This is a genomic window from Acinetobacter sp. YH1901134, from assembly GCF_013416965.1.
In the GTDB taxonomy this organism is placed as follows: domain Bacteria; phylum Pseudomonadota; class Gammaproteobacteria; order Pseudomonadales; family Moraxellaceae; genus Acinetobacter; species Acinetobacter amyesii.
The window spans coordinates 302611-328198 of sequence record NZ_VPEW01000003.1 but is presented as its reverse complement, the minus strand read 5'-3'; the positions used below and the strand labels follow the sequence as shown (position 1 = coordinate 328198).

The window sequence follows — 25588 nt, the reverse complement described above, 5'->3', positions numbered from 1 at the left end:
GTCAGTGCTTCACTTCAACCACAACGCCATCTGGATACGTTACTCGAATATTTTCGTGGCGCTCTTGCAGCACAATACGGTTAATCGGTGCCACTTCTGGAGATTGTATTAACCCGACCTGATCCGCTGCCCTTTTCTTTTGAAGCAAATAATCACTCATGGTTGAGCCTTCGAGCTGGGTCTCTTGAATGATCTTATTATTACGATTAGATTTATGATTTGAATTTTTCTGCTGCTCTTCTTTGGGTTTAGCTGCTTCACTCTCAATAATATCTAAGGTTTCTTCACTAAACTGTTTTTTACCTTGCGTTTCATTCGACAAACGTTGATCTGAAATTGAAGTACCCGCAAAAGCTGTAGACTGAACAGCGATTAAAAAAATGCTACTAACAAGACTGTGTTTTACCCAAGAACATTTAGGCATGGATGATTGAACAAATTTCCGTCTAAAAAAATAATCGTGTGACATCGTGTCTTTCCTATTGTTGTTTTGATTGGCTAGTTGCCCATTGACGCTAGCAACTTTTCAACTGTTCAACAATGGCTAGGCCACTATGTTCCGATAAAGTGAAAATCATGATTCCGCAGCTAAAAATATAAAACCGCCAATCTATGACGGTTTTATATTTTCAAACTAAACGACTAACCACTTGTTGCTTATTTCTTTTGTATAGCCTGACCAAAAAGCTTTTGACCGAACTTATATTGCATACTCATGACCATGTTATTGCCATCGCGCTTGCCTTGCCCTGATGTTTCAAAACCAGCAAACATAGCTTCGGCTTCCTGTCCTGACAAACTTTTGCCCTGTAATTGCAAAAAGTTATTCATGATTGCAGTCATCATATTTTTATCAAAACTTAAGTCTGCTTGAAAATCCAGTAAGCTCGGCACCATTTTAATAAAAGACTCCATTGAGGCATGGTGACCCGGCATGACTTTGCCCACGACATTTGCAGAGGCTTTACCTCCATCAATACTGATCGAGTTATCTTTAGACTCAAAATCAAAACCTTGGCTTGCGATTGCTAAGAAAGCTTGAGTCATTTCTTCACTTGATTCTCCCACTGCATCGCATGAATTTTCCACCTGATGCAAAAGTTCACTAAATGCACGAACTTTATCTAGATTGACTTTATGCAATGCCAAATTTAGTGCGAAATCTTTGGTGACTGGTGAACCTGGGAAATCCATCTCATCAGCTTTTAAGTAGCCTTCAAAGTCCACATCATGTTTATTTAGTTCGGTCTCCCAACGCAATTGCATACCACGCATGCCGCCTGAGAACTTTTGATCTAAACGTTTGATAGAAGCCGCTTGGATTTCAACAAAACCATTTTCAAGATTTTTCTGATTTAAACCTTGATTGGTCTTCATCGAAAAATTTTGCACCATGGTTTGCAATGGACCTTCACTCAACCGAACCACAGGTAAATGGATTGAAAGCTCAGATACCTTAGTGGCTTGCCCCGGTAGACTACTAATCCGAATTTGCAATTGGCTTGCATCAGCTTGTACTGTTGCACCTTGTGCAGTCGTTTTAAATGCAGGAATCTGTAAATCTGTTTTACTTTGACCAATCCAATTGACCAACGTTTTTGCCGTTAAGTCGGTGCCAAAAAGCTTGGCATATTCGGACGTACTTTGTTGTTGAATAATCTTAAAGTTCGAGTTGATGTTATAACCTTTCAACCCACGTTGAATCTGATCGGTACCCTTCAACACGATCACTTCTTTGGGTTTACACGGGTCTGTTTTCAAGGTTAATACCCAATCGACCGTTCCACCCATCAAACCCATTTGATAATTGCTGTATTTTACATCAACATCTTGTACAGCTGCTGACCAATTTTTCTGTGTATAAAATTGGGCAAGAGATTTATCTGCATATAAATTCCCTCCCACCACAGCTGCTGAAAGCACCACTAAACTGCCAATTCCCCACATCAATTTTGACATGTCTTTCTCATTCTGATTATTCTTTGCGCAGTATACTGAAGAACTCAGTTACATAAGTACACAATTAGAATGATTTTAAATGATTGATTTGGCAGTTTTAATTGATTTTTTGATGGCTATCACCTTAACTATATACGCCCAGCTTCAAAATAACTTATACATTTACGATCAAAAGCTGCATATGGATTGCCTTTAAAACTATGAAAATAGTGCTTGGCTTTTAACACGTGAGAGGTGGTATTTTTCATCCATCCTATACGTGGGTCCTTCTCTGCCAAAGTGATGCAATAGGTTTCTTTGCCACGTCGCTTGGTCTGTTGCTTGGCATGAAAAACTAAACTTGCAAATACATCTAGATGTTCAGGATGACATAGTGGACTATGCAGCATTAAATAATCGAAAGTTCCCTGAATTTTTGGCAGTGATAATACACCACGCACACTGGCGTAGGCATTATAAAAAGGCTTCATCAACTTTAATGAACGCGAATAGTCGATTACGCGGGTTTGTTTAAAACTCTTTTGATTCCATAATCCATAGAGTCCAACCAACAGATTATGCTGATCATAAATCAAATAAAAATCGTCCAGATTTAAGCCTGCCCAAAATGGATTTTGACCATCAACCAACGCATTAAAATCATAGCTAGGTAAAAAATTATAATGGTCTTTCATTTTTAAAATGAAATCATTCGCTTCATCTACACGTTCAGCGGTCAGCATTTTAAATTGATATTGATTGAAAGTTTTTGGTCTCATTGCCTGTGAAACAGTAAAGGTTCGAATTTCATCATAAAAAAATGGCAACGGAAAACCTGATCTTTCATGATGTAAAATACTAGCAGCAACAGTATTAGCGTTTAAAACTACACTTTCAAAAATCGTATCTTGCGGAATTTCATCGTGGACATAGTCCATTAATAAGCGCATGACTTTAGCACCACGATACGCTGGATTCATTCTTAAATCGGCAACATAACGCATTAGGTCAGGCTGACCATTGATATAACAATAACGCCATCCCAAATTCATCATCGCAATCACGATAGATGGATCGTCCACAGGAACAACCACTTTTAAATCTGGTCGATTATACTGTGCATAGCTAGCAGCCAAATAACTCGGGTGACGCTCATAAGATAAGGTAATGCCATTACTTGGCACACTCTCAGCACTAATTTTCATTAGTTGCTCATCATCTTCTACAGTCGCATTTCGAACCGCAAACTTAGTTTCATTCTTTGAATGATATAGCGCAGTTTCGTCGAACGGTGCATCTAACACATCGATATCCATCTCAATACTCAATTATTTTTGTTTTCATTTTCTTAAGCGGTTCAGGCTTAATATTCCCTTCAATCATGCCATTGTTCATGGCTAGTGTTTTGTAGTAGTCCCAAGCATCTTGTACATGTACCACTTCAGGTTCATCCAACTGCCCTAGATCGCGTGCCAATTCATAATGAAAATTATGTTTAAGCAAACGGTCTAGTGCATGAGCGGATGGTTGTTTATCTACATTACCTTCACTAAGCAAAATATAGTGTGGTTTTTTAACCGAACATTGTTCGATACCCAAGATACTAATCGGCAAATAATCCGCTTGTTTAAACTCTGCAAGCACTTTAACTGCAGCATTGTGGTCGAGCTTTTCTCCGACCAAATCTACCGTCATTTTGCGACCTAAAAATTTGAAGCATGGCACTTGCTGATAAAAGTCTGTGACTTCTAATTCATCATCAATCACATAACGAATTAATCCTGAACCTGTCGTGATCACAGGACTAACAATATCACCTACTTTCAGTTGCCACGATGGCACCACTTTTTGGCTGTCTTGCAAAATAAATTCATAAAAATGTGACTGATAACTTAAGGTAAAACGGTTTGCAAATGGAATCGTCACTACGCCTTCAGTTGCCCATAAACCTTTACCTTCAAATGCCACACCTGCAATTCGTTGCTGGAGTTGTACTGCCCACTGCTCTGCGCTCGCAGTATCCCAACTCGAAACCAGACTGAGTTTAGGCCACAGTTTTTTCCACGCCGTTGCTTGGGTCAAATCCAAGTCTTGTAAGCGATAGCATTGTTGACAAGATTTAGGAACTTGCAGAAAACTCAAACCCTCACGTTGCCACTGTCCAGTTTTTAAGACCTGCACAATTTCAGCTTGATGTTCATGAATGATATCCAACAATTGCAAAGCAAATGTAGGACTCCATACCGAAATCATGCCTAAATGCTTATCTGCAACGAGATACACCGCGGTTGCAAACATGGCATCTTCGGCTGAATTCGCCATCGCAATTTCAGTCGGTACCGACTGGGTAATTTTACTCAACACTCGCTTCGACAGATTAAGCAGCGCACTGTCATCATTCAAATTACTATTTTCTAAAAGCTTTCTCTGGCTTTCAGGCAACCATGAAACCGACCAATAATGCGTTGAGTTTTTCAGTTGTGGATGAGTGCGATATAAATTAGTGAGCCATAACCCAATAGCTTCATCTAGCTCATCTAAAAAAGCCTGAGTATAGGGAATGAATTTAATTGCTTCACTCGACCCACTGGTCGGTTGGAAACGGATAATTTTTTCAGGCCCCAAACAATTTTTGCCACTTTGTCTGGATTGTTCAATTTGGCTTTTCCAATTGCTATAACGCGAAAGCGGATATTTTTTGGAAAATTGCTCATAGCTTAGATTTTGCGAAATGTGCTGCTTTAAAAAATGGCTTAATTTTTTACGTTGCACATTTTCCAGCTGATTTGCCTGCTGTGTATAGCGCTGAAATGCTTTACGGCAGGCAATATTCAAAACTTGATGTGCTGTAGTGAGAAGCAATCCCATTAGGCCACCTTCGAGTCTGAACCTGTCGCAATATGCAATGTACGTGACTTATAACGTAACTTGCTGTCATGTTTACTTACACTGGTGGTCTTGGTTAAGAATCGATTTACATAACGGTATAAATCGCTCCAACGTAATTCACCAATGCACGGTAGTTCAGTTCCATCGACCCACGTTGGGTTCTTATCTTCAAAGAAAGCAATCTTGGTATTGTTTTCGCGCATCTCATGGGTGATTGGCGCAACATCTGCTTTGAGTGGCTGATAGTCTTCGCCAAAATTCAGCAGACCTGTTTCATGGTTATAGTATTCTGAGAAATATTCTTTACAGTACGATTCGACAAAGTCTTTGAGATGAGCATTTTTCTCACCATAATGTGGATAGTAGCTGTAGTAGTTATTGGCTAAGAGCAGATAAGTTTTAAAGCCTTTAGAGATTAAAATCCAATATACAGGGGTTCTTGGATGACGAAATTTAAAACTAATAATATAACGGAACATTGCTCGGGTTAATGCACGATTCCCCCAGTACTCTTTCTCAATAATGGTATCACCACTGAAAAAAGCATGTCGGGCTTTACCATCAACAATAAAGTCACGCTCCATAACCGTCGAGAATCCGACAATTTGATTATTTTTCGGTTCAATAATGAAAAAAACACCGGTTTTTTCTAAGAAGTCGCGTTCAAAAATTTCATAACGGGTATTGGCATAATACTTTTGGTAAATACCATACATGCGTTTGAGTTCTTGAACAGTGATGTCATCTGTACGTTTATATAAACTATAAGGTTCTTTTTTGATCTGCCTAAGCAGTTTAAATTCCATCATAATCATAATTTCCTGTTGCCATTCATTCATGATGAACGAGCGATATTGTTTTTGTTTTACAGAACACAGTCATCTCGTTGGATGTGTGCGGACGTCATATTAGTGGGTGAAAATGATGAAATGCAATGAACTTTACGTATTTAAACGAAAATTACGACAAGCGTAAAATTAAAAAACCCGGCCTAAACCGGGTTTCTGTTTTTACAACTGGATGTAGCAGATTTGTGCTTTTTAGTTGAGTTTTAACTTTTCAAAAGTTAGGTGATCTCCTTCCGCTTGAACGACAATCGTATCGCCCGGTTGGAAAGCACCTGATAAGATTTTCTGTGCCAATGTATTTTCAACTTGTTGTTGGATAGCACGTTTCAGAGGACGTGCGCCATACACAGGGTCAAAACCAGCATCGATAAGTAATTCAAAGGCACTATCTTCAACCGCCAAACTCATATCTTTATCTGCCAAACGTGAACGTAAGCGATCCAACTGAATATCCGCAATGCCACGAATTTGCGCTTTTTGTAAAGAGTGGAAAACCACCAACTCATCAATACGGTTCACAAATTCAGGTCGGAAATGTTCAGATACCGCAGCCATAACCACAGCGCGAACTTCGTCTTTCGACGGGTTTTCACCTAATTCACGAACATCGGTTGAACCTAAGTTCGAGGTCATCACGATCACGGTGTTTTTGAAATCAATCACACGGCCTTGTGAGTCTGTTAATCGACCATCATCCAACACTTGAAGTAAGATGTTAAAGACATCTGGATGTGCTTTTTCAACCTCATCAAACAACACTACACTATAAGGTTTACGACGAACAGCCTCGGTTAACACACCACCTTCTTCATAACCCACATAGCCCGGAGGCGCACCTACTAAACGGCTCACCGAATGCTTTTCCATAAACTCTGACATGTCGATACGAATAATCGCATCATCACTGTCAAATAAGAAATTACCTAAAGCTTTGGTTAACTCAGTTTTACCTACACCTGTAGGCCCAAGGAATAAGAATGAACCACTTGGGCGGTTTGGATCGGATAATCCTGCACGAGAACGACGCACCGCATTCGACACTGCTACGACAGCTTCATCTTGACCAACTACACGGTTATGTAAGAACTCCTCCATGTGTAAGAGTTTTTCACGTTCACCTTGCAGCATTTTCGCAACAGGAATACCTGTAGCCGCACTTACCACTTCAGCGATTTCATTTTCAGTGACTTTGGTACGAATCAGTTTCGGTTCTTCATTCACCTCGGCAACTTCTTCTTCATTCAAGCGTTTTTGCAACTCAGGAATAACACCATATTGCAAACGGCTAGCTTCTGCTAAATCACCTTCACGTTGTGCTTTTTCAAAGGCAGTACGTGCTTTATCTAGCTCAATTTGAGCCTGATTCGTGCCGTCAACCAAACGTTTTTCCGCAATCCACACTTCTTCCAAATCACTATATTCTTTTTGAACTTCAGCAATTTGTTTCTCTAGGTGCTCAACTTCAGCTTTTGAGACTGAATCTGCATCTTTTTTCACGGCTTCAAGTTGCATTTTCAATTGAATTAAACGGCGGTCTAAACGGTCAAGTGGCTCAGGTTTTGAGTCAATTTCCATTTTGATTCGTGATGCTGCTTCATCAATCAAATCAATGGCTTTGTCTGGCAACTGACGGTCTGTGATGTAACGATGCGACATTTTTGCCGCAGCAATAATCGCAGAATCTAAAATTTGCACACCATGATGGGTTGCATATTTGTCTTTTAGACCACGTAAAATCGCAATGGTATCTTCCACACTCGGTTCATCAACGATCACTTTTTGGAAACGACGCTCTAGAGCCGCATCTTTCTCGATATATTGGCGGTACTCATCTAAAGTGGTTGCACCTACACAGCGTAGCTCACCACGCGCTAATGCAGGTTTAAGCATATTCCCTGCATCCATTGCACCATCACCTTTACCTGCGCCAACAAGCGTATGTAATTCGTCAATGAAGAGAATGATCTCGCCATCATATTTGGCTAAATCTTTTAGAACGGCTTTAAGACGTTCTTCGAATTCACCACGGTATTTTGCACCTGCAAGCAATGAACCAAGGTCGAGTGAAAGTACACGTTTACCTTTCAGACTTTCAGGAACTTCGCCATTAACAATACGCTGTGCTAAGCCCTCAACGATTGCAGTTTTACCCACACCCGGCTCACCAATCAGTACGGGGTTGTTTTTACTACGACGCGATAAAACCTGGATGGTACGGCGAATCTCTTCGTCACGACCAATAACTGGATCTAACTTACCTTCTAATGCACGTGCATTGAGGTCTAAGGTATATTTGTTGAGTGAATCACGTTGATCTTCGTGGTTATTACTCATGACTTGTTCACCGCCTCGTATTTGTTCAATTGCATTGCGTAATTTATCTGTCGTTACGCCTACACTATTTAATAAGGTTTTGGTTTTACCCGTTTCAGCTAAACCTAGAATCACCCAATCTGTAGAAAGAAACTCATCTCCAGCTTTTTGAGCAAAACTGTCAGCTAAATTCAGCGCCTTGACTGCTTCAGGATTTAGGTTGATGTCCCCTGTCGGCGTAGCAATGGTGGCGGTATCCTGTAGGGCTTGCTGAAGCTTGGTTTTTAACTCAGGAAGATTAGCACCTGCCTGTTGTAACAAGTTTTGGTTCGACGGCTCTTCAAGCAATGTCGAAAGAATATGGATTCCTTCAATGGCTGTATGGTCTTTCCCCATTGCTAAAGATTGGGCATCGGATAATGCTTGCTGCAAACGGTTTGTGAATTTTTCAAATCGCATTCTTGTTATTCCTCACAACAAATTCTGTACTTGAAGCATATATGGGAGTCATATTTAAAATTTCAAATACATTTTTTAAATATTTTTCAATGAGTTAATTTTAAGATATAGATAAATCTCAATTATAATATTGGTATAAATAGAATACTTTTCAAGTCATTTATTGAAGAATTTAGTACTTTATTATATTGTTTAAATACATATGTATTTTTAGGCAATTTTCTTGTCAACTCAACTGACTTTCTGAGAATAAAATTCAATGATTTTCCATTTGCTTAAATAATACAAATGTCAAAAAAGCCCACATTTACATGCAGGCTTTTGCTTAATCCACTAAAAAGTTCAGCTTAAGGTGCAGGATTTGGCTGTTGGCGATGAATAGCTTCAATCCCTTTTAAAATGTCTTCTGATAAATTCACCTCAAAAGCATCAATATTTTCTTTCAACTGATCTAGATTTGTCGCACCAATAATTGTACTGGTGACAAAAAATTGCTGCTTAATAAATGCTAGTGCTAACTGTGTCAACGTTAAACCATGCTGTTCAGCCAATTGTGCATATTGTTCTGTTGCCCATTCACTCTCCGCATTTGAATAGCGGCTGAAGCGTGAAAATAGTGTCACTCGAGCATTGGCAGGACGTGCACCATGACGGAATTTACCTGTTAGATAACCAAATGCTAAAGGTGAATATGCCAATAAGCCCACGCCTTCGTAGTGTGCAATTTCAGATAAACCGATTTCATAAGTACGATTCAACAAACTATATGGATTTTGCACACTGACAATTTTTTCTAAACCATGCTTTTCTGCAAGTTGTAGGAATTTTAACGTTCCCCATGGCGTTTCATTAGATAGCCCAATTGAGCGAATTCGACCTTTTTTCACCTCATGACTTAAAGCAACTAATGTTTCTTCTAAATTGGTAATAGTTTGCGTATTGTTCGCTTCGGCATTGCCATAACCCAATTTACCAAAAAAGTTGGTTGGGCGTTGCGGCCAATGCAACTGGTATAAGTCAAGATAATCTGTTTGTAAGCGCTGAAGAGAATGATCCAGTGCAGACTCAATTTCCGAAGCAATAAATTTAGTTTGCCCGTCACGAATATGACTACCGCCTTGTGACGGTCCTGCAATTTTTGAAGCTAAGATTATTTTATCGCGGCCACCGCGAGCTGCAATCCAGTTACCAATAATAGTTTCAGTTGAACCTTGGGTTTCAGGTTTCGGTGGGACAGGATACATTTCTGCAGTATCCCAAAAGTTAAGACCACGCTCTAAAGCATAATCCAGTTGCTCAAAAGCTTCTGCTTGGGTGTTTTGTTCACCAAACGTCATGGTGCCTAAACAAATTTCTGGAACTAATATGCCTGTATGTGCCAATGGTTTAAATTGCATGCCGCAAATTCCCTCTTTATTTTAAATATCAATATATAAGTCACGAAGTAGCTTACATAAGATATCGGCTTTGTTTAAATCATAATTTTCTGTTTATTTGTCAAAAAATGTGAGAAAGGTTGCTTCCGCTATAATAGTGAGAAATGAATGGACATAAAAAAAGCAAACCCCTGAGTTTGCTTTTTTTTATTTAGAAGAATGATTATTCTTCGTCGTCAAATTCGTCAGAAGCCAATTGGCTTTTATCTTCAAGCGATGCATCAAAAATTAGAATCGCTTTACCATCAGTTTCAATCATGCCTTGCTCTTCAAGTGTTTTTAGAACACGACCAACCATTTCACGGGAACAACCCACGATACGACCAATCTCTTGACGAGTAATACGAATCTGACGACCATTCGGCAAAATCATTGCTTCAGGTTGTGAAGATAAATCAATTAAGCAACGTGCAATTCGACCTGACACGTCAATAAACGCAAGGTCGGTTACTTTACGCGTCGTATTTTTAAGACGGCGTACAAGCTGTGCAAATACCGCATAACTTAAGTCTGGGTATTGTTTGCTTAATTCATGAAAGTTTTCATAGGTAATCTCAGCAATTTCACATACATCACGCGTACGCACTTCTGCAGTACGCTGTGCATTTGCTTCGAATAGACCCATTTCCCCAAAAAAGTCACCCGCATTTAAGTACGCAACCACAATTTCACGCTCATCATCTTCGCGTAAAATGATAGATACTGAACCCTTAAGAATTAAATACAAAGATTTAGATTCTGAGCCCGCATCAATGATTGTTGTACGTTTTGGGTAACGATTAATATATGCACGTTTTAATAATGCCTTCACCGACTCAGGTAACTGCCCCGGAGATAGCGCATCTGTGCTAAGTTGTGAAAAGTTTGAAGTCATGCTAACAGTTTCCGAATATGGATAATTTATAGATCGCACAAGACCTAAAGTGAACTTGTCACACGTAAGAGTTGAAATTCCTTATCAACTCAATTTATGTTAGTGTACAGGTACTGCGTAAATTTATAGCTTTTTTTAGGGACTTGCAATGCAAACTAGTGTTCATTGGCTAGAGAATGTTGCTTTTGAAGCAAAAACTCAAAGTGGTCACACTGTTATGATGGATGGATCACAAGAATATGGCGGTGAAAACCGTGGTCCGCGCCCAATGGAACTGATTTTAACAGGACTTGGTGGTTGTGCATCTTTCGATATTGTGACGATTTTAAAGAAAGCACGCCAAGACATTACTGATGTTCGTTGTGAATTAAATGCAGAACGTGCCGACACTATTCCTGCTGTATTCACTAAAATTCATTTGCACTTTGTAGTCACTGGTCATGGCGTGAAGGAAAAGCAAGTTGCAAAAGCGGTTGAACTTTCTGCTGAAAAATACTGTTCTGCTAGTAAAATGCTGATGGATGGTGGTGTAGAAATTACCCATGACTTCGAAATTTTAGAAACTGAAGATGCATAATTTATTTGTTCAATTAAGAGCCGCATAGAATGCGGCTTTTTTTGTTTCAAATAATCCGCTATAGCATACATTGTATGAAGCACTACTATATAGTCATAAATGCAGAAATATGAGCCAAAGAAGTTTGGCTTAATTACTTAAACAACCGATATCCAAATTTATGTATTTGCATATAGATGCATTTACGCCTAATTCCATCTCAAAATGATTTTACGACTCAATTCCTATGAATCTATATTAGGCCAAATACAATTGGTAATGACCTACGATGAACACTCTTCATATAAGTAGATTTGATTCAACTATAGTCTTAATAACACTTTAATTAGGGTGTGTTGACACTTTTAGCTTAAAAAATAGCGAAATAGTAAAATCAAATCGCCAAACCCAATTTTACTATTCGCTATGCCTCGTAACATGCTGACAGATCAACACTGGCAAAAGTTGAAAGTTATTCTGCGTAATTTATCCATTCACCACAACTCAAATTTACGCAATTTTATTGAAGCTATTCTCTTTAGAATTAGAACAGGCTGTCCGTGGCGAGATATTCCTTCTTGTTTTGGTCATTCAAACTCTATTTTCAAGCGTTTTAATCGTTGGTCAAGCAGTGGTAAGTTACTTAGATTATTTAAATTACTAGCCTCATGCCCCGATATGGAGTGGATTTTTATTGATGGCTCTCATGTACGTGCTCATCAACATTCTGCCGGCATAGCGAATCAATCTATTTCTAAAAGTGTAGGAGGAAACTTCTCAAAAATACATTTGATTGTTGATGCACATGGCAATCCTATTGATTTCATGATTACCGATGGAACCACACATGATGTTAAAGTTGCACCTGATTTAATATCAACATTAGATTTAAAAGAGACAAAAGTGGTATGCGCAGATAAAGGCTATGATTCAGAATCACTGCGTGAACAGATCAGGAAAACAAGGACTAAAGCGAATATACCAAGGAAAACGAATAGCCAATCGAACAATGACCATATGGACTGGTATTTATATAAAATCAGGCATTTAGTTGAAAATATGTTTTGTAGATTAAAGCAATTTAGAGGAATAGCTACTCGATATGACAAGCTCAAAAGGAATTATCAAAGTTCTGTTGCTTTAGCCTGTATATTTTTATGGCTACCTTTATAGGGTTAATTATGAACAGTAAATGTCAACAGACCCTAATAATTTCAGATAAAAAAAAGCAGAATCATTTTGATTCTGCTTTTTGAATTTGGTAGGTTTAACCAGATTCGAACTGGTGACCTCTACGATGTCAACGTAGCGCTCTAACCAACTGAGCTATAAACCTAGAATGCGTAGAATCATATTCATTTTTATTTTTTATGACAAGCCCTTTTCTGACTTTTTTAAACTTTGCGTACAAGTTTTAAGCAAAGCCTTAAAATATTGAATATCATGAGAACTTAGCGCGGTACCTACATAAATTTCCTGCTCAAATAACGTAATAACTTGTTCAAATGCCGCCTTTTCCTGTTCAGGTACATTTTCAGCCAAACGTTGTAACCAATGCCGAAAACTTTCAGAAGTCAATTTTTGCTGGCTCAAGGGTAAATTCTTTGCGAAATTGGTAATTTCTCTTTCAAGAGGGCTTAAACTTTTTCTTTTTTTCCACAAAATCCATATAAAATATAATGCTACAATGCCACCAATACTCAAAATAAGAATTAAAACAACTGCATAAGCAGAATTTGTACCGAGCTTTTTAAACCATTGTTGTTGTGATTCAGCATTATAACCCACCACCTTGCTCTGCCATTGGTAACTCGCATAATCACTCCATACACGGACTTTTTTCAACATCGAAAATTGTTGATAGGCCCAAGTCGACTGCTGGCTCCCAAAAATTGTCCGATCTTGTTCCATATAATCCTGCATCCCCCCATCGATACGCTGCGGTGCGATCATGGCCGTCGGATCAATACGACGCCAATGTTGATTGACATAAACCTCTGTCCACGCATGTGCATCGAGCTGACGAACCTCCCAACTTTTTCCATCTGGTGCTAATTGACCACCTTGATATCCCACGACAATACGCGATGGAACACCCACATAGCGCATCAACATTGCAAAACTCGAAGCAAAATGTTCGCAAAAGCCCTGTCTTGATCCAAATAAAAAATTATCTATCCGATTTTGCCCCAATACATCTGGGCTTAAGGTATATGCAAAGCGATTTTGTTTATACCATTGCAAAACTTCGGCAATATAACGCTCAGGATTTTGATGACTTCGCTGCCATAATGTTTGGGCCAATCGTTGTGATTGAACATCCAAGTGTTCAACATAGCGAGTGTTTAATTTTTCAAGTAGAGCCACATTTTTTATTTGTGGCGGCTCTGCACTTCCTAACCATTTCAGTTGAATCGGCTCTGTACGTGCTGTTAATCGGTAGGGTGTAATTCGACCATCTTGACCTAAAGCAAAACGTGCTTCGTTGGGTACGGATTGCTCCAACGACATAATCCACATCACAGTTGGGTCGGCAGCCAAATATTGATAATTCAACGCCCGCTTGGTTTTTAACTCGGCTGGATTCAGCTGTATAACATTCTGGTTAAAAAAATGACTGGTCCATTTAGAACCATCATATTCATCTAAAGCCATCGCCCGCCAATACAGCTCTGTACGTGGTGGCAACGCTTGAATATCACCGATTATACGAAAAGCCAAACTACTCGACTGTGATAACTCAGCAATATCGCCCGGAGACATGCTGTCACTGATCCCTGTTGTGGCTTTATTTTCAGGAATAGGAATGTGCCATAGCGGTGGTAGGCGTGGAAAAAAGAGAAACAGTAAAATAAAACATGGAACAGCTAAGGCAATAAATTTACCCACATGCCCAATATCTTGTTTAATCGCTTGTATTTCACCGCCAGAGTTTTGCCTAAAACCAACGGTCTGTAAACGGTATAATCCAATAAAGCAGCTCAACAACGCCAACAAAATGACCAATGCCATGGCAAAAGACTGGCTAAACAAAAAACTACTGGCAATCACAAACATCGCAAAGTTAAATAAAATAATTACATCACGACGTGTTTTTGTTTCTAAAGATTTAGCAAATAAAAATGTACTAAGTACTGTAACCCCTGCATCAACACCAATAAAGGTTTTATGACTTATGTAAATGCTGAATAAAGCTATCAATGTCAGCACATAGGTTAAAATTTTAGAAAATGGTTTTTTACTGGCGCGGGTATTGAGTAATAAAAAAAGCCAAATGACTAAAAATACTAATGATGTCACCACTGGTATATAAAGCATTTGCGCAATGAGCACTAAAGCTAACGTTAGTAGTATGGAGCGGCGTATGGTATTTTCAATCATAAATCAAGCCTGCGCCAATAACCGTTTAGCTTCGGAAAAATGCAGTGCTCCAGTGCCTGATGCTAACTCAGCATTAGGTAAATACAGTGCATATTGATCGTGATTTTGCTCAGCCTGCTCGACCAAACCCATCATAAGGCTAAGTTTTTCTTCATGACTTTGAGCTGGCATATAGTGATAATGAATCTCCAATTTCTTTAGATCTTCATATTGTTCAAAGACTTTCACATATAAGCCTTGTCCTCGTGCTGCTTGTTTCCAAGACACCGCATGAAGTGAATCCCCCGTCTGAAAACTCCGTAATTCGCGAAATTCATCAAGATCAGGTTCAAAGTTTTGCTGTTGTTGCTTATTTTCAACGGAATGCCAACTGGCTTGAGGTGCAACCCACGCTGGTTGTTGTACGTACAAATACGTCCAGGCCCGAACCAAACCAAAGGGATAAACACTATAAATTTGTATAGGGGGAATCTGAAAAACACCGCGTTGACTGGTTATAAAATTTAATTGAAAGCCATGCTGTTGCGTATTGAACAATAATTTATGTAGCTGATTTTCCGTTTTAATCCACAAATATCTAGCCTGTTCAGCATCTTGTTTAAAGTAAATATCGACCGAAAGTAATTCACCTGCTTGCGGTGTATCAACAACATTTATTTGAATCTGTAACGCATGAAGCTGCTTAAAAGTAATATAGAAACTAATACACAGTACAGCACTAATTAAAAAGCAAAAGCCTAGAATCAAATTATTGGCATAATTCACACCTGCAATAAAGGTGATGAAAATTAACACCAAATACAAGTAGCCTTGCTGATAGATAAAGATCAAGACGTCTTTTTGGGTCAGCTGTTTATGCTGATCAATTTTAAATCGACGTTCAATCCATTGCTGCCACATTGAAGCCAAGGTTCAACTCCTTTATTGAATCGAAACTTGTTCTAAAAGCTTAAAGGCTTCAAGATCTGACAGCCCAATTCGATGAGACACTACCGCTGTAAACACCGCTTGCACATCGTCAGGATTCACATAATTTCGCTGCTCAATCAGCGCATAGGCTTGCGCAGCTTTCTTTAAGGCTAAAACACCACGCGTAGAAAGACCATGTCTCCCTTTACGTGTTTCAGCAGCAAGATCCAAAATGTAATCCATCAAACGATCACTCAGATGTATCTGCTCGACAAAGCCTTGTAGTTGTAAAATTTCTGCTTCATTAAAGATATGTGCTAATGCCGCAATCAGATCATGGCGTGAAGTTTGTTGGAGCAATAATTTCTCTGCCTGACGCGATGGATAACCTAAAGACAAACGCATTAAAAACCGGTCCAACTGGGACTCAGGTAAGGCATAAGTCCCGCTTTGAAATAAAGGGTTTTGTGTCGCAATCACCCAAAATGGTTGAGGCAAAGCATAGCGCACACCATCAACCGTCACATACCCCTCTTCCATCGCTTCCAATAAGGCACTTTGGGTCTTTGGACTACAACGGTTGATTTCATCTGCCAATAATATTTGGGTAAAAATCGGCCCAGATTTAAACTCAAAATGATGTTCTTTTTGATTAAACATATTTACCCCAATCACATCGCTGGCTAGCATGTCATTGGTAAATTGAATCCGTTGAAACTTTAATCCCGCCAAATGTGACAAGGCGCTAGATAATGTCGTTTTTCCTAAACCGGGTAAATCTTCAAATAGCACATGCCCGCCTGCCAATAGACATGCTAAAGCCAATTTGGTTTGCTGGTTTTTATCCAAAATAATTTGGTTAATTTGTTCGAGGAATGTATTTATTTTCGGGTAAAAAGGCGCAAGGCTCTGATCACTTAAAAGCGTTGATGTATTATTTTGTTGGCTTTTCTCTGATCCCCAAAACACCTTTTATTCCCCAATAAAAAAGTTAAATGAATGACTAACATACAGGTTTTTATTTAAAAATACAGTGTTTATCTCCAAGCTATACCCAGTTCCATACTTTAAATAGATATCCTTGATATTTATTGAGTATACAAAAGCGTTGTTTTCGCTTCGACTGATCACAAATCAGCAATAAAAAAAGCGTCCCGAAGAACGCTTTTTATTTGTTTTTTAGCACGAGTCAAGGCATTAGCAAGGACACTTCTTCATGTCACCACCAGCTGATGGATAACGTGCATCTACACAGTGACGATAAAATGTTTTTGCATCCATCGCTTCCAAATCAGGATGATGTTTTGCCATATGTTCCAAATAGTTTTGGTAATCTGGCACACCCACCATCAGGCGGAAGCTTTGCTGTAAACGTTGCCACAACGTCGCAATACGTGACCAATTTTTCGGGTTCAGAATTAAATCCTTCTGCGACATAATGGTCATTTTAATGATTTTATAAATCACCGTTTTTCCACTTTTTGCAAACTTCAGGTTCATTCATATTCCCCTATTAATGTGCTGAATTTGACGGATTAATTTCAGCTGGGTCACGGTAAATCGCTTCTGCTTCATTCACCGATGGATTTGGATTTGCCAAGGCACGACGTACCACACCAATTGCAGCAAACAACATCACAAATGCCACAATCATAAAGAATGCACAAAGACCGGCATTGATTTGATTCGACAATGCAACCGTATGCATTTCAGCCATGGTTTTCGCAGGTGCCAACAATTCATTTTTCGCAATGGCTGCATTAAAACGATCTGCCTGAGCCAAGAAACCAATCTTTGGATTTTCGTGGAAAATCTTCTGCCAACCAGCGGTCATTGAAGTAATAAACAAGAATAATGTTGGGATAATTGTCACCCAAACATACTTTTGTTTTTTCATCTTGAATAAAATCACTGTACCCAAGATCAATGCCATCGCAGCAAGAATTTGGTTACCAATACCAAATAGCGGCCATAAACTATTAATACCGCCGAGTGGATCAACCACGCCTTGGTAAACGAAGAAGCCCCAACCTGCAACAGCCACCGCTGTACCTAACAGATTTCCGAAGAAGTTATGTGAGTTTTTAACCGCAGGAATCACGATACCCACAGTATCTTGCACCATGAAACGACATGCACGTGTACCCGCATCAACTGCCGTTAAAATGAAAAGTGCTTCGAATAAAATCGCAAAGTGATACCAGAACGCCATCATTGAACGGTTATTAAAAATTTCCGTAATGATATGCGCCATACCAATCGCAAATGTTGGTGCACCGCCTGTACGAGACAGAATCGAATTTTCACCCACTTCTTGTGCAAGTAAGGTCAATGCTTCAGGTGTGACCACGAAGCCTAATGTACGAACTGCTTCTGCAGCAGACTCAACCGTTGTACCAATCACAGCTGCTGGCGCATTAATCGCAAAATACACACCAGGCTCAAGAATCGTTGCACAGACCAAAGCCATAATCGCAACAAAAGACTCCATCAACATGCCGCCATAACCGATCATGCGAATATCTTTTTCATTATTCACAAGCTTCGGTGTCGTTCCTGAAGAAACGAGCGCATGGAAACCTGAAATCGCACCACAGGCAATGGTAATAAACAAGAATGGGAACATTGAACCAGCAAATACAGGACCTGTACCATCAATAAAATGCGTTACCGCTGGCATTTTCATTTCAGGTAAAGCAAACATAATCCCGATTGCTAAACCTGCAATAACACCAATTTTTAAGAAGGTCGATAGGTAATCACGTGGTGCAAGCAGTAACCAAACAGGTAATACTGATGCCACGAAACCATAACCAATCAACCACCAAGTTAGTTCAGTACCTGAAAGTGTAAAGAATGGCCCCCAGTACGGATGCTGTGCAATGTCACCACCATAGATAATCCCAGCCATCATCAGTACAAAACCAATGATCGACACTTCTGCTATTTTACCCGGACGGATAAATCGCATATATATACCCATGAAAATCGCAATCGGTACAGTGGCCGCGATACTGAAAACACCCCACGGACTGTTGGTCAACGCTTTTACAACTACCAAAGCCAGCACTGCTAGAATGATGATCATCACGCCAAGTGCACCAAGCATCACGATGATTCCGGCAAAAGAACCCAGTTCTTGTTTTGCCATTTCACCGAGTGAACGACCATCACGACGCGTCGAGATGAATAAGACTAAAAAGTCTTGAACCGCACCCGCAAGAACGACACCCACTAAGAGCCAAATTGTTCCCGGCAAATAACCCATTTGCGCAGCAAGAATCGGACCGACTAAAGGACCTGCGCCTGCAATCGCGGCAAAGTGGTGACCAAATAGAACACTTTTATTGGTCGGCACATAATCCAAACCGTCAGCTAAGCGATGAGCAGGCGTTAAACGTCGCTCATTCAGTTCAAAGACTTTATTGGCAATAAATAAACTATAAAAACGATATGCAATGCTATACACACAGATTGCTGCAAGGATCAGCCAAACTGCATTGACATGCTCGCCTCGACTGAGTGCTAGTATGCCGAATGAAACGGCACCTAGAATGGCTACAAACAGCCAGATAATCTTCGAAGCCATTCCTGACTTCGGTTGAATGTTTTCCATCTCAATCCCTCATAAATGTTGAAATAAATCAGCTTGATTTTTCTTGTTCGAGGTACTGCTGTTTCTTCCCTTGAAACTCTACTCCTGTTATAGGTTTTTTCATCTAATACTTTGGAATAAAAATTTAAACCAATAGGTATAAAAAAAGGGATGAATCACTTCATCCCTTTCGATAATAGTCTATTTTTAAACCATTATGCACGTTCTAAATAGTCACCAGTACGAGTGTCTACACGAACGCTTTCTTCTTGCTGTACGAATAATGGAACACGTACAACTGCACCAGTTTCAAGCTTAGCCGGTTTACCGCCACCGCCTGAAGTATCACCACGTACACCTGGATCAGTTTCAACGATTTTTAATACAACGAAGTTTGGCGCGCTCACAGTTAAAGGAACACCATTCCATAACATGATTGTGCAAAGTTCGTTAGAGTCATCTTTCAACCATTTAGCCGCGTCGCCCATAGCAACTTTATCAGCAGCGATTTGTTCGAAAGATTCTGGGTCCATGAAGTTCCACATTTCACCGTCGTTATACAAGTAGTTCATTTCAACTTCTTGGATGTCAGCAGCTTCTAGTGAATCACCAGATTTGAAAGTTTTTTCTAAAACTTTACCAGTTTTAAGGTTACGTAATTTTACGCGGTTAAAAGCTTGGCCTTTACCTGGTTTTACGTATTCGTTTTCCATGATTGAACATGGGTTACCGTCAAGCATGACCTTAAGGCCTGACTTGAAATCATTCGTAGAATAATAGGCCATGACTGGCTCACTCCAAACTTACTAACTTTAATCTATAGATGCTATGGGCTGTAACATGTCATTTAGCAAGTACTGACTGTAACATTGGCTGCCACATGCACATTAATGTGATATTGCGTATTCTAAATGACCAATGCACCATGTCGCAATGAAAAATCCCCATTAAAGGGGTCAAGCTGCTTAACTTACACTCAGACATTAAAGAACTTTGTTTATACAATGCCCACAAACAGGTAAAATTGCTGTTTAATGAAATTTAATAAATGTTTCGTAGGCTTCATCCGTTGTGAGCTTTATCGGAATTATTTCAGCTTACACTTCAAAGTTCGACGCATTAATTTCAGCAATATTCCCCACTCACCTTTCTGCATTTTTTAAACATTCAGCATGATAAACTATTTATTTCAAGAGCAAAACTGGCAAACTCAATTGAGTGATTTGATTACAAGTCCTCAAGAATTACTTGATGTATTAGAACTTTCCCATGATCAGTTATTATCGGGTGCTCAGTTCGCAGCAGATGAGTTTCGCCTACGCGTGCCGCGCGCTTTTGTCGAAAAAATGCAAAAAGGTAATCCGCTCGATCCGCTTTTACTCCAAGTCCTACCGCATCATTTGGAACTTGAAGAACACGCCGGTTTTGTTACCGACCCATTAGGTGAAGAACAAGCTAACCAACAGCCTGGTGTATTACATAAGTACAAGTCTCGTTTTTTACTAACTTTAACCGGCGCCTGCGCGGTCCATTGCCGTTATTGTTTCCGCCGGCATTTTCCATACCAAGAAAACCTGCCTAAAAATGACGATTGGCCAAATATCAAACAATATATTGAACATCAACCCGATATTAATGAAGTGATTTTAAGTGGTGGAGACCCGCTCACACTATCAAATCGTAAACTTCAAGTGTGGATTGAACGTTTATCGACTTTGCCACAAATTAAATTTTTGAGAATTCATTCACGAGTTCCTATCGTAATCCCCAACCGTGTCGATGAAGAGCTGGTTTCTATTTTAAAAAACAGTAGGCTACGCATTATTCTAGTGGTACACTCAAATCATGCATCAGAGCTAGATGACTTCACGTGTAGCCAGCTTCAACAGCTTGTCAAACAAGGGATCACCGTGCTTAACCAAGCAGTCTTATTAAAAGGGGTTAATGATTCTGCAGAAGTATTAGTCGATTTAAGTTACCGCTTATTCGACGCAGGTGTAATGCCATATTATTTGCATGTTCTGGATAAAGTAAAAGGTGCTCATCATTTTGATACACCAGCTCAGGATATTGATTTAATTTATAAAAAAGTTTTAGAGAACCTACCTGGTTATTTGGTTCCTAAACTTGTACGGGAAATAGCGGGCGAAAAAAACAAGACACCGCTTTTTGGGGCTTCAACTTTTTGAGTTAAATAATAAAGATGACCACGCATACTTCAGATACGTTTTACAATCCGACTGAATTAAAGCTGGATAAATTAAGCTTTTGTCCGACCAATGCTAAAGGTCTGCAAGAGTGGTTAAACGGTATTTCAATTTTACAATTGGGTACCTCATCTAAAGCTTTATTCAATGCCTTACTTGAAATCTCCGAGCTGAAATGCCAAGAGATGTTACGTTTTGATTTGGTTCAAATTTTACATCCGACTATGGAAAGTGTGCTCACAAGCTTAGAAAAACACTTTACCAATCAAAGCCTCATTACCACGGATCGTAATGACCAAATCATTGAATTGGCGATGCTTTTACGCAGTCACTTTGCCAAAATCTATATTGATATTGCCAAACGATGTAATCAGCAGCTTAATCAACAAAAGTTTTCGATTTTTTCATTCGGCCATAAAAAAAGCTTACAAACCGCTCGAATTGCATCAATCTACTATGCGTTGCAACAACTGACACTGTTGTTGTATCAACAACATATGTTGTATGCCACACCGACTGCAGGTCAATGGATTGCGGCACATCAACTGATTGAATGTGCCATTGAACACAATTTCTATCAAAGTAATGTCAATCAGTTACTGGGTACTCAACATCAAATTGCAAATATTGCTCAAGCTTATGCACAATTAATCTTATTAGATATTTTCAATAATCATCAGATTCGCCCTGCTGAAATCCAAGGTTTGTATTTATGTAGCTTTGACTGGGCAAAATTGGTTCAAATCCTACCGAAAGAAACCACGCTTTCACGCTATGTTGTAGACACGAAAAAAGATCACCCACCGATTTATAACTCAAAACAAGATCGGTCTTATCAAGCCAATGTATACATTTCAACGCAAAACTTGCTCGATCATTTGACCGAAACGCAAACTAGAAATGCCAATTATTTATCTAAAAATGAAAAGTTATTTTTAACTCCAGCGCTATATTTCCATATTCATAATATTTTGACCAACAACACTGAACGCCGTCATGAACGTTATGAATATTCTGCGCAAATTAATATTTGCTTTAGCTTAATGGTGGCGCATTTCTATCTCTCTAAAGGTAAAAACTTCCACGAAACTTTAGATTTGGAAGGCAATTATCAATTCCACAATGAAGCCTCTTTTGTCAATTCGCATGATTCAAATATGCCAACAGGCATGACTAATGCGAAAGCGCTAGATCGTGAAGCAAAACAGATTCATACTGCTGACGTATTAGATATTAGTGTGAATGGTTATCGCATTAAATGGACTGGCCCTACCCCAGCCAATTTAAAAACCGGCGAATTTATTTTGATCCAAGAAAATGCTCAAAGCCAATGGCGTGGCGGTGTTGTTCGTTGGATCAAACAATCGACTGAAAAAAGTTTGGAATTGGGTCTCGAAGTACTGGCTCAAGATTTGTATCCATGTTCAGCCCATATTCGTACCGACCGCAATACAACAAATCATCAACCTGCTTTATTGGTACAGACCACACAACTTGATCAAGTGTCTACGACCTTAATTTTACCTGGGGCAAATCTCTTCCGAGAGAAACAAACGATCCACCTTCGCTTAGGCAAAGAAGACATCAAAGTCTATCTCACCAAAGCGCAGTTGGTGACACAAAGCTTTATTCGCTTTGAATATGAATTATTGAATGAAGAGCAAGAAAATGTCGTTAAAGACTATATTGCGAAACAGAGCAATGAGATCAAAAATAACGACTTATGGGAAGCATTAAAGTGAGAAATCCATTACTATCCAAAAAACTAAAACGTACGGAAACTCGATTACTCATTATTGATGATAATCAAATACGTTTTAACCAGATACGTGATTTATTGACAGACAGCGAACATCAAGTTCATGCCATATTACTTGATGATTTACAAAATTTCGAAAAACAGCTGAATCTCAATTGGGACTTGATCATTTTTGGACGTGCTTATGATTTAAAATATGAACAAGCTTTAAGTTTAGTTCAACTATCGAGCCAACCGAATTTACCGATTATTTTACTTAAACCCGAAGACTATCAAGCAGAACAATATGCAAGTTTAGTCAAAAAAGGGATTTATGACATTGTCGATATTGCTGAACCTGAGAGTTTCTATTTTGGTTTAATCCGTGCTTTATCCTTTAGTCGCCTACAACAATCGCAGCAACATTTAATGGAAGAGCTCGAAACAGCTCAAATCCAAACCCAGTCTTTAGTTGAAGATAGTCGTAAAGCGGTTGCCGTGATTCAAGAAGGCATTCACATTCAAGCCAATGCTGAATATCTCACTTTGTTTGGTCTAAAAAATGAAGATGATGTAATTGGTCTGCCTTTACTCGATCTATTACAACCTACTGACCTCAACGACTTTAAGCAACGCTTTAAAAAAATCAGCCAAGGACAGCTCGATTTAGGACGTTTTGATCTTGTTTCGCAAAATATCGCAGTGGCTGGGCAAAACCCACTAAAACTCGAATTTATTGCCGCGGCTGAAGAAGATGCTTTACAGCTCGCAATTGAGATTGGCAGTCAAAGCAGCAATGCTGTAAGCAACGCTCCAGTTGAAGCTAGCCCACAAAAACCAAAAGTATTTCAACAACTCAACCGCACCATTGGCCAGCAACCTGCTAATGTAAATGCATTGGTTCTATTTACATTGGCTTCTTGTTCTGATGCGATTTTTCAAAAAGATTGGAATACTTATAAGAGCTATTTCACCAATATTAAAGACTTCTTGAAAGATCAGACTCATGCTCCATTATTTAGTTTAGATAATGGTGCAATCGTTGCCTTATTCCAAGCGGATAATCAGCTCAAACTTGAGTCTAAATTGATTGGTCTTAATACCCTGAGCAAACCTCAATTACTGAGTGTAAACAATGAAACTTATCCATTAAATTTACGCATAGGATACAGTGTTTTAGACAGCGATATTCGTGATGAAGCACATTTTGATACCTTTATTGCGAAAGCCTTTAATACTGCGCTACCAACCAACCAACAAGCACCTGAAATCGATTTAACTATTCCATTAGAAATTGACATACCAAGTTTGGATTTTGGTACACCAGAAGCACAAATTGCGCCGATTGTCGTTAGTGATGAAGCTCCTGTTATCAAGGCCCTTCGCAACTGCTTAGAACGCGGTGAAATTCATCTTAAATATCAGCAACTGTATGATAAAGAAGATTCACATCTTTATACTTATGAAGTAACCAGCGGCTTTATTTTTGAAAATAAATGGAAAGATATCGCCCAACTACGTGAATTGGCTGAAGACTCAGAGCTATCCATTAAATTGGATCGTTGGATCTTGGTTGAATCGTGTAAACAGCTACACAACTTTATTACTCAGTTCCCTGAAGCTAAATTAATCGTTAACCTGAACAAGGAAGTGCTATATAACGACCGCACCTTCCCTGAGTTTATTTCAAAACTCATTACGATTATTCGTAGTAAATTGAAGAATCCACTGATTTTACAATTTGCAGAAGAAGACATTCAGCTCAATATTGATGCGGCTCAAAAAGCATTTGTTGAACTTCGTAAAAATGGTGCCGAACTGGCTTTACGTAATTTTGGTCATTCGATGTTTAGTGAATCATTATTACGTCAAATGGATGTTCACTGCTTAACACTAGATTCAAGCTTGACCCAAATGCTTGCAAACGACAAGTCATGCCAAGAGCTGCAAGAAAAAATTACCACTTATCATGAAATCAAAACTGTTGAAATCATGCTACGTGAATTAAATGACATGACACTGTTTGCCAATGCTTGGAATGTAGAAGCTCGTTTTATTCAAGGTGATTATTTCCAGAAGAAACTCGACCATCTCATCGATGTTCAGGACCAATAAGGTTCTGAACATTGCCGATTTAAGGTTTATCTTTTTATCGGCACAAAAAAAACGGGCATAAAGCCCGTTTTTTCGTTTTGGATATTAACGTTTGATAGAACGTGACATACCAGCAAAACGTTGTTTGAATTTGTCGATACGACCGCCAGTGTCAACGCTTTTCTGTTTACCAGTGTAGAATGGGTGGCAAGCAGAACATACGTCTAGGTAAATAGTTTCTTTACCAAGAGCTGAACGAGTTTCAATTACGTTACCGCATGAACATGTAGCAACTAAAGTTTCATATTTTGGGTGAATATCGGCGCGCATCGTCGATTACTCCTAAGATTA

Annotated in this window: 20 protein-coding genes and 1 tRNA gene; 5 read left to right on the top strand and 16 right to left on the bottom strand. The window is 39.2% G+C overall.

Annotation, left to right across the window (positions count from 1 at the left end):
• Window position 1 precedes the first annotated feature (1 nt).
• The 8 genes from FTV50_RS03165 to crp all read right to left on the bottom strand — a co-directional run bounded on the left by FTV50_RS03165 (window position 2) and on the right by crp (window position 10757).
• Window positions 2-469, bottom strand: coding sequence for a hypothetical protein (locus tag FTV50_RS03165; protein ID WP_180023476.1), 468 nt, complete (start codon window positions 467-469; stop codon window positions 2-4).
• A gap of 188 nt (window positions 470-657) precedes the next feature.
• Entirely contained in the window at window positions 658-1959 is a 1302-nt protein-coding gene (locus FTV50_RS03160; RefSeq protein ID WP_180023475.1) for a DUF945 family protein, read from the bottom strand.
• A 128-nt stretch (window positions 1960-2087) separates the two neighbouring features.
• Window positions 2088-3254: a GNAT family N-acetyltransferase gene (locus tag FTV50_RS03155; RefSeq protein ID WP_180023474.1), complete on the bottom strand. Its 1167-nt coding sequence runs from the start codon at window positions 3252-3254 to the stop codon at window positions 2088-2090.
• 1 nt (window position 3255) lies between these two features.
• Complete coding sequence (locus FTV50_RS03150; protein ID WP_180023473.1) at window positions 3256-4806, bottom strand: GH3 auxin-responsive promoter family protein; 1551 nt, start codon at window positions 4804-4806, stop codon at window positions 3256-3258.
• The gene (locus FTV50_RS03145; RefSeq protein WP_306441826.1) at window positions 4806-5642 is read right to left on the bottom strand and encodes a hypothetical protein; all 837 of its coding nucleotides are present in this window, start codon (window positions 5640-5642) and stop codon (window positions 4806-4808) included. The genes FTV50_RS03150 and FTV50_RS03145 overlap by 1 nt, the downstream gene beginning before the upstream one ends.
• Window positions 5643-5867: 225 nt before the next feature.
• The gene (gene clpB, locus FTV50_RS03140) at window positions 5868-8447 is read right to left on the bottom strand and encodes an ATP-dependent chaperone ClpB (RefSeq protein WP_180023472.1); all 2580 of its coding nucleotides are present in this window, start codon (window positions 8445-8447) and stop codon (window positions 5868-5870) included.
• Window positions 8448-8794: 347 nt separating this feature from the next.
• The gene (locus FTV50_RS03135) at window positions 8795-9844 is read right to left on the bottom strand and encodes an NADP(H)-dependent aldo-keto reductase (RefSeq protein ID WP_180023471.1); all 1050 of its coding nucleotides are present in this window, start codon (window positions 9842-9844) and stop codon (window positions 8795-8797) included.
• Between the two features lie 202 nt (window positions 9845-10046).
• Window positions 10047-10757: a cAMP-activated global transcriptional regulator CRP gene (gene crp, locus FTV50_RS03130; RefSeq protein ID WP_180004890.1), complete on the bottom strand. Its 711-nt coding sequence runs from the start codon at window positions 10755-10757 to the stop codon at window positions 10047-10049.
• Window positions 10758-10905: 148 nt separating this feature from the next.
• Here crp and FTV50_RS03125 point away from each other — a divergent pair, with 148 nt between their 5' ends.
• Together FTV50_RS03125 and FTV50_RS03120 are read left to right on the top strand one after the other, a co-directional pair.
• Window positions 10906-11334 (top strand): OsmC family protein, encoded by a 429-nt coding sequence (locus FTV50_RS03125; RefSeq protein ID WP_078191820.1) that lies wholly within the window; start codon window positions 10906-10908, stop codon window positions 11332-11334.
• 405 nt (window positions 11335-11739) lie between these two features.
• Window positions 11740-12486: an IS5 family transposase gene (locus tag FTV50_RS03120; RefSeq protein WP_180023470.1), complete on the top strand. Its 747-nt coding sequence runs from the start codon at window positions 11740-11742 to the stop codon at window positions 12484-12486.
• A gap of 86 nt (window positions 12487-12572) precedes the next feature.
• Here FTV50_RS03120 and FTV50_RS03115 read toward each other — a convergent pair.
• From FTV50_RS03115 to efp, 7 genes are all read right to left on the bottom strand, one after another.
• A tRNA-Val gene (locus FTV50_RS03115) sits at window positions 12573-12649 on the bottom strand.
• A 32-nt stretch (window positions 12650-12681) separates the two neighbouring features.
• Window positions 12682-14694, bottom strand: a complete 2013-nt coding sequence (locus tag FTV50_RS03110) for a DUF3488 and transglutaminase-like domain-containing protein (RefSeq protein ID WP_180023469.1) — start codon at window positions 14692-14694, stop codon at window positions 12682-12684.
• Window positions 14695-14697: 3 nt separating this feature from the next.
• Window positions 14698-15603, bottom strand: coding sequence for a DUF58 domain-containing protein (locus tag FTV50_RS03105; protein ID WP_180023468.1), 906 nt, complete (start codon window positions 15601-15603; stop codon window positions 14698-14700).
• Window positions 15604-15615: 12 nt separating this feature from the next.
• Window positions 15616-16572 (bottom strand): MoxR family ATPase, encoded by a 957-nt coding sequence (locus tag FTV50_RS03100; protein ID WP_180023467.1) that lies wholly within the window; start codon window positions 16570-16572, stop codon window positions 15616-15618.
• Between the two features lie 228 nt (window positions 16573-16800).
• Complete coding sequence (locus FTV50_RS03095; protein ID WP_078190160.1) at window positions 16801-17103, bottom strand: YbdD/YjiX family protein; 303 nt, start codon at window positions 17101-17103, stop codon at window positions 16801-16803.
• A 13-nt stretch (window positions 17104-17116) separates the two neighbouring features.
• The gene (locus FTV50_RS03090) at window positions 17117-19219 is read right to left on the bottom strand and encodes a carbon starvation CstA family protein (protein WP_078191829.1); all 2103 of its coding nucleotides are present in this window, start codon (window positions 19217-19219) and stop codon (window positions 17117-17119) included.
• A gap of 194 nt (window positions 19220-19413) precedes the next feature.
• Window positions 19414-19983 (bottom strand): elongation factor P, encoded by a 570-nt coding sequence (gene efp, locus FTV50_RS03085; protein WP_067762759.1) that lies wholly within the window; start codon window positions 19981-19983, stop codon window positions 19414-19416.
• A 387-nt stretch (window positions 19984-20370) separates the two neighbouring features.
• On the opposite strand from efp, the gene epmB reads away from it, so the two are divergent.
• Genes epmB through FTV50_RS03070 form a run of 3 tightly spaced genes read left to right on the top strand, consistent with a single transcriptional unit; the run spans window position 20371 to window position 25258 of the window.
• Window positions 20371-21387, top strand: a complete 1017-nt coding sequence (gene epmB, locus FTV50_RS03080) for an EF-P beta-lysylation protein EpmB (RefSeq protein WP_180023466.1) — start codon at window positions 20371-20373, stop codon at window positions 21385-21387.
• A 14-nt stretch (window positions 21388-21401) separates the two neighbouring features.
• Window positions 21402-23147 (top strand): GTPase, encoded by a 1746-nt coding sequence (locus FTV50_RS03075; protein ID WP_180021984.1) that lies wholly within the window; start codon window positions 21402-21404, stop codon window positions 23145-23147.
• Window positions 23129-25258, top strand: a complete 2130-nt coding sequence (locus FTV50_RS03070; protein WP_180023465.1) for an EAL domain-containing protein — start codon at window positions 23129-23131, stop codon at window positions 25256-25258. Before FTV50_RS03075 ends, FTV50_RS03070 begins: the two co-directional genes overlap by 19 nt.
• A gap of 84 nt (window positions 25259-25342) precedes the next feature.
• On the opposite strand, the gene rpmE is transcribed toward FTV50_RS03070, so the two are convergent.
• The gene (gene rpmE, locus FTV50_RS03065) at window positions 25343-25567 is read right to left on the bottom strand and encodes a 50S ribosomal protein L31 (RefSeq protein WP_078190165.1); all 225 of its coding nucleotides are present in this window, start codon (window positions 25565-25567) and stop codon (window positions 25343-25345) included.
• Between the last annotated feature and the right edge of the window lie 21 nt (window positions 25568-25588).

Coding starts and splice junctions, on each gene's coding strand:
- FTV50_RS03165 (WP_180023476.1), bottom strand. CDS start 469: ATGTCACACGATTATTTTTTTAGACGGAAATTTGTTCAATCATCCATG.
- FTV50_RS03160 (WP_180023475.1), bottom strand. CDS start 1,959: ATGTCAAAATTGATGTGGGGAATTGGCAGTTTAGTGGTGCTTTCAGCA.
- FTV50_RS03155 (WP_180023474.1), bottom strand. CDS start 3,254: ATGGATATCGATGTGTTAGATGCACCGTTCGACGAAACTGCGCTATAT.
- FTV50_RS03150 (WP_180023473.1), bottom strand. CDS start 4,806: ATGGGATTGCTTCTCACTACAGCACATCAAGTTTTGAATATTGCCTGC.
- FTV50_RS03145 (WP_306441826.1), bottom strand. CDS start 5,642: ATGATTATGATGGAATTTAAACTGCTTAGGCAGATCAAAAAAGAACCT.
- clpB (WP_180023472.1), bottom strand. CDS start 8,447: ATGCGATTTGAAAAATTCACAAACCGTTTGCAGCAAGCATTATCCGAT.
- FTV50_RS03135 (WP_180023471.1), bottom strand. CDS start 9,844: ATGCAATTTAAACCATTGGCACATACAGGCATATTAGTTCCAGAAATT.
- crp (WP_180004890.1), bottom strand. CDS start 10,757: ATGACTTCAAACTTTTCACAACTTAGCACAGATGCGCTATCTCCGGGG.
- FTV50_RS03125 (WP_078191820.1), top strand. CDS start 10,906: ATGCAAACTAGTGTTCATTGGCTAGAGAATGTTGCTTTTGAAGCAAAA.
- FTV50_RS03120 (WP_180023470.1), top strand. CDS start 11,740: ATGCCTCGTAACATGCTGACAGATCAACACTGGCAAAAGTTGAAAGTT.
- FTV50_RS03110 (WP_180023469.1), bottom strand. CDS start 14,694: ATGATTGAAAATACCATACGCCGCTCCATACTACTAACGTTAGCTTTA.
- FTV50_RS03095 (WP_078190160.1), bottom strand. CDS start 17,103: ATGAACCTGAAGTTTGCAAAAAGTGGAAAAACGGTGATTTATAAAATC.
- FTV50_RS03090 (WP_078191829.1), bottom strand. CDS start 19,219: ATGGAAAACATTCAACCGAAGTCAGGAATGGCTTCGAAGATTATCTGG.
- efp (WP_067762759.1), bottom strand. CDS start 19,983: ATGGCCTATTATTCTACGAATGATTTCAAGTCAGGCCTTAAGGTCATG.
- epmB (WP_180023466.1), top strand. CDS start 20,371: ATGATAAACTATTTATTTCAAGAGCAAAACTGGCAAACTCAATTGAGT.
- FTV50_RS03075 (WP_180021984.1), top strand. CDS start 21,402: ATGACCACGCATACTTCAGATACGTTTTACAATCCGACTGAATTAAAG.
- FTV50_RS03070 (WP_180023465.1), top strand. CDS start 23,129: ATGGGAAGCATTAAAGTGAGAAATCCATTACTATCCAAAAAACTAAAA.
- rpmE (WP_078190165.1), bottom strand. CDS start 25,567: ATGCGCGCCGATATTCACCCAAAATATGAAACTTTAGTTGCTACATGT.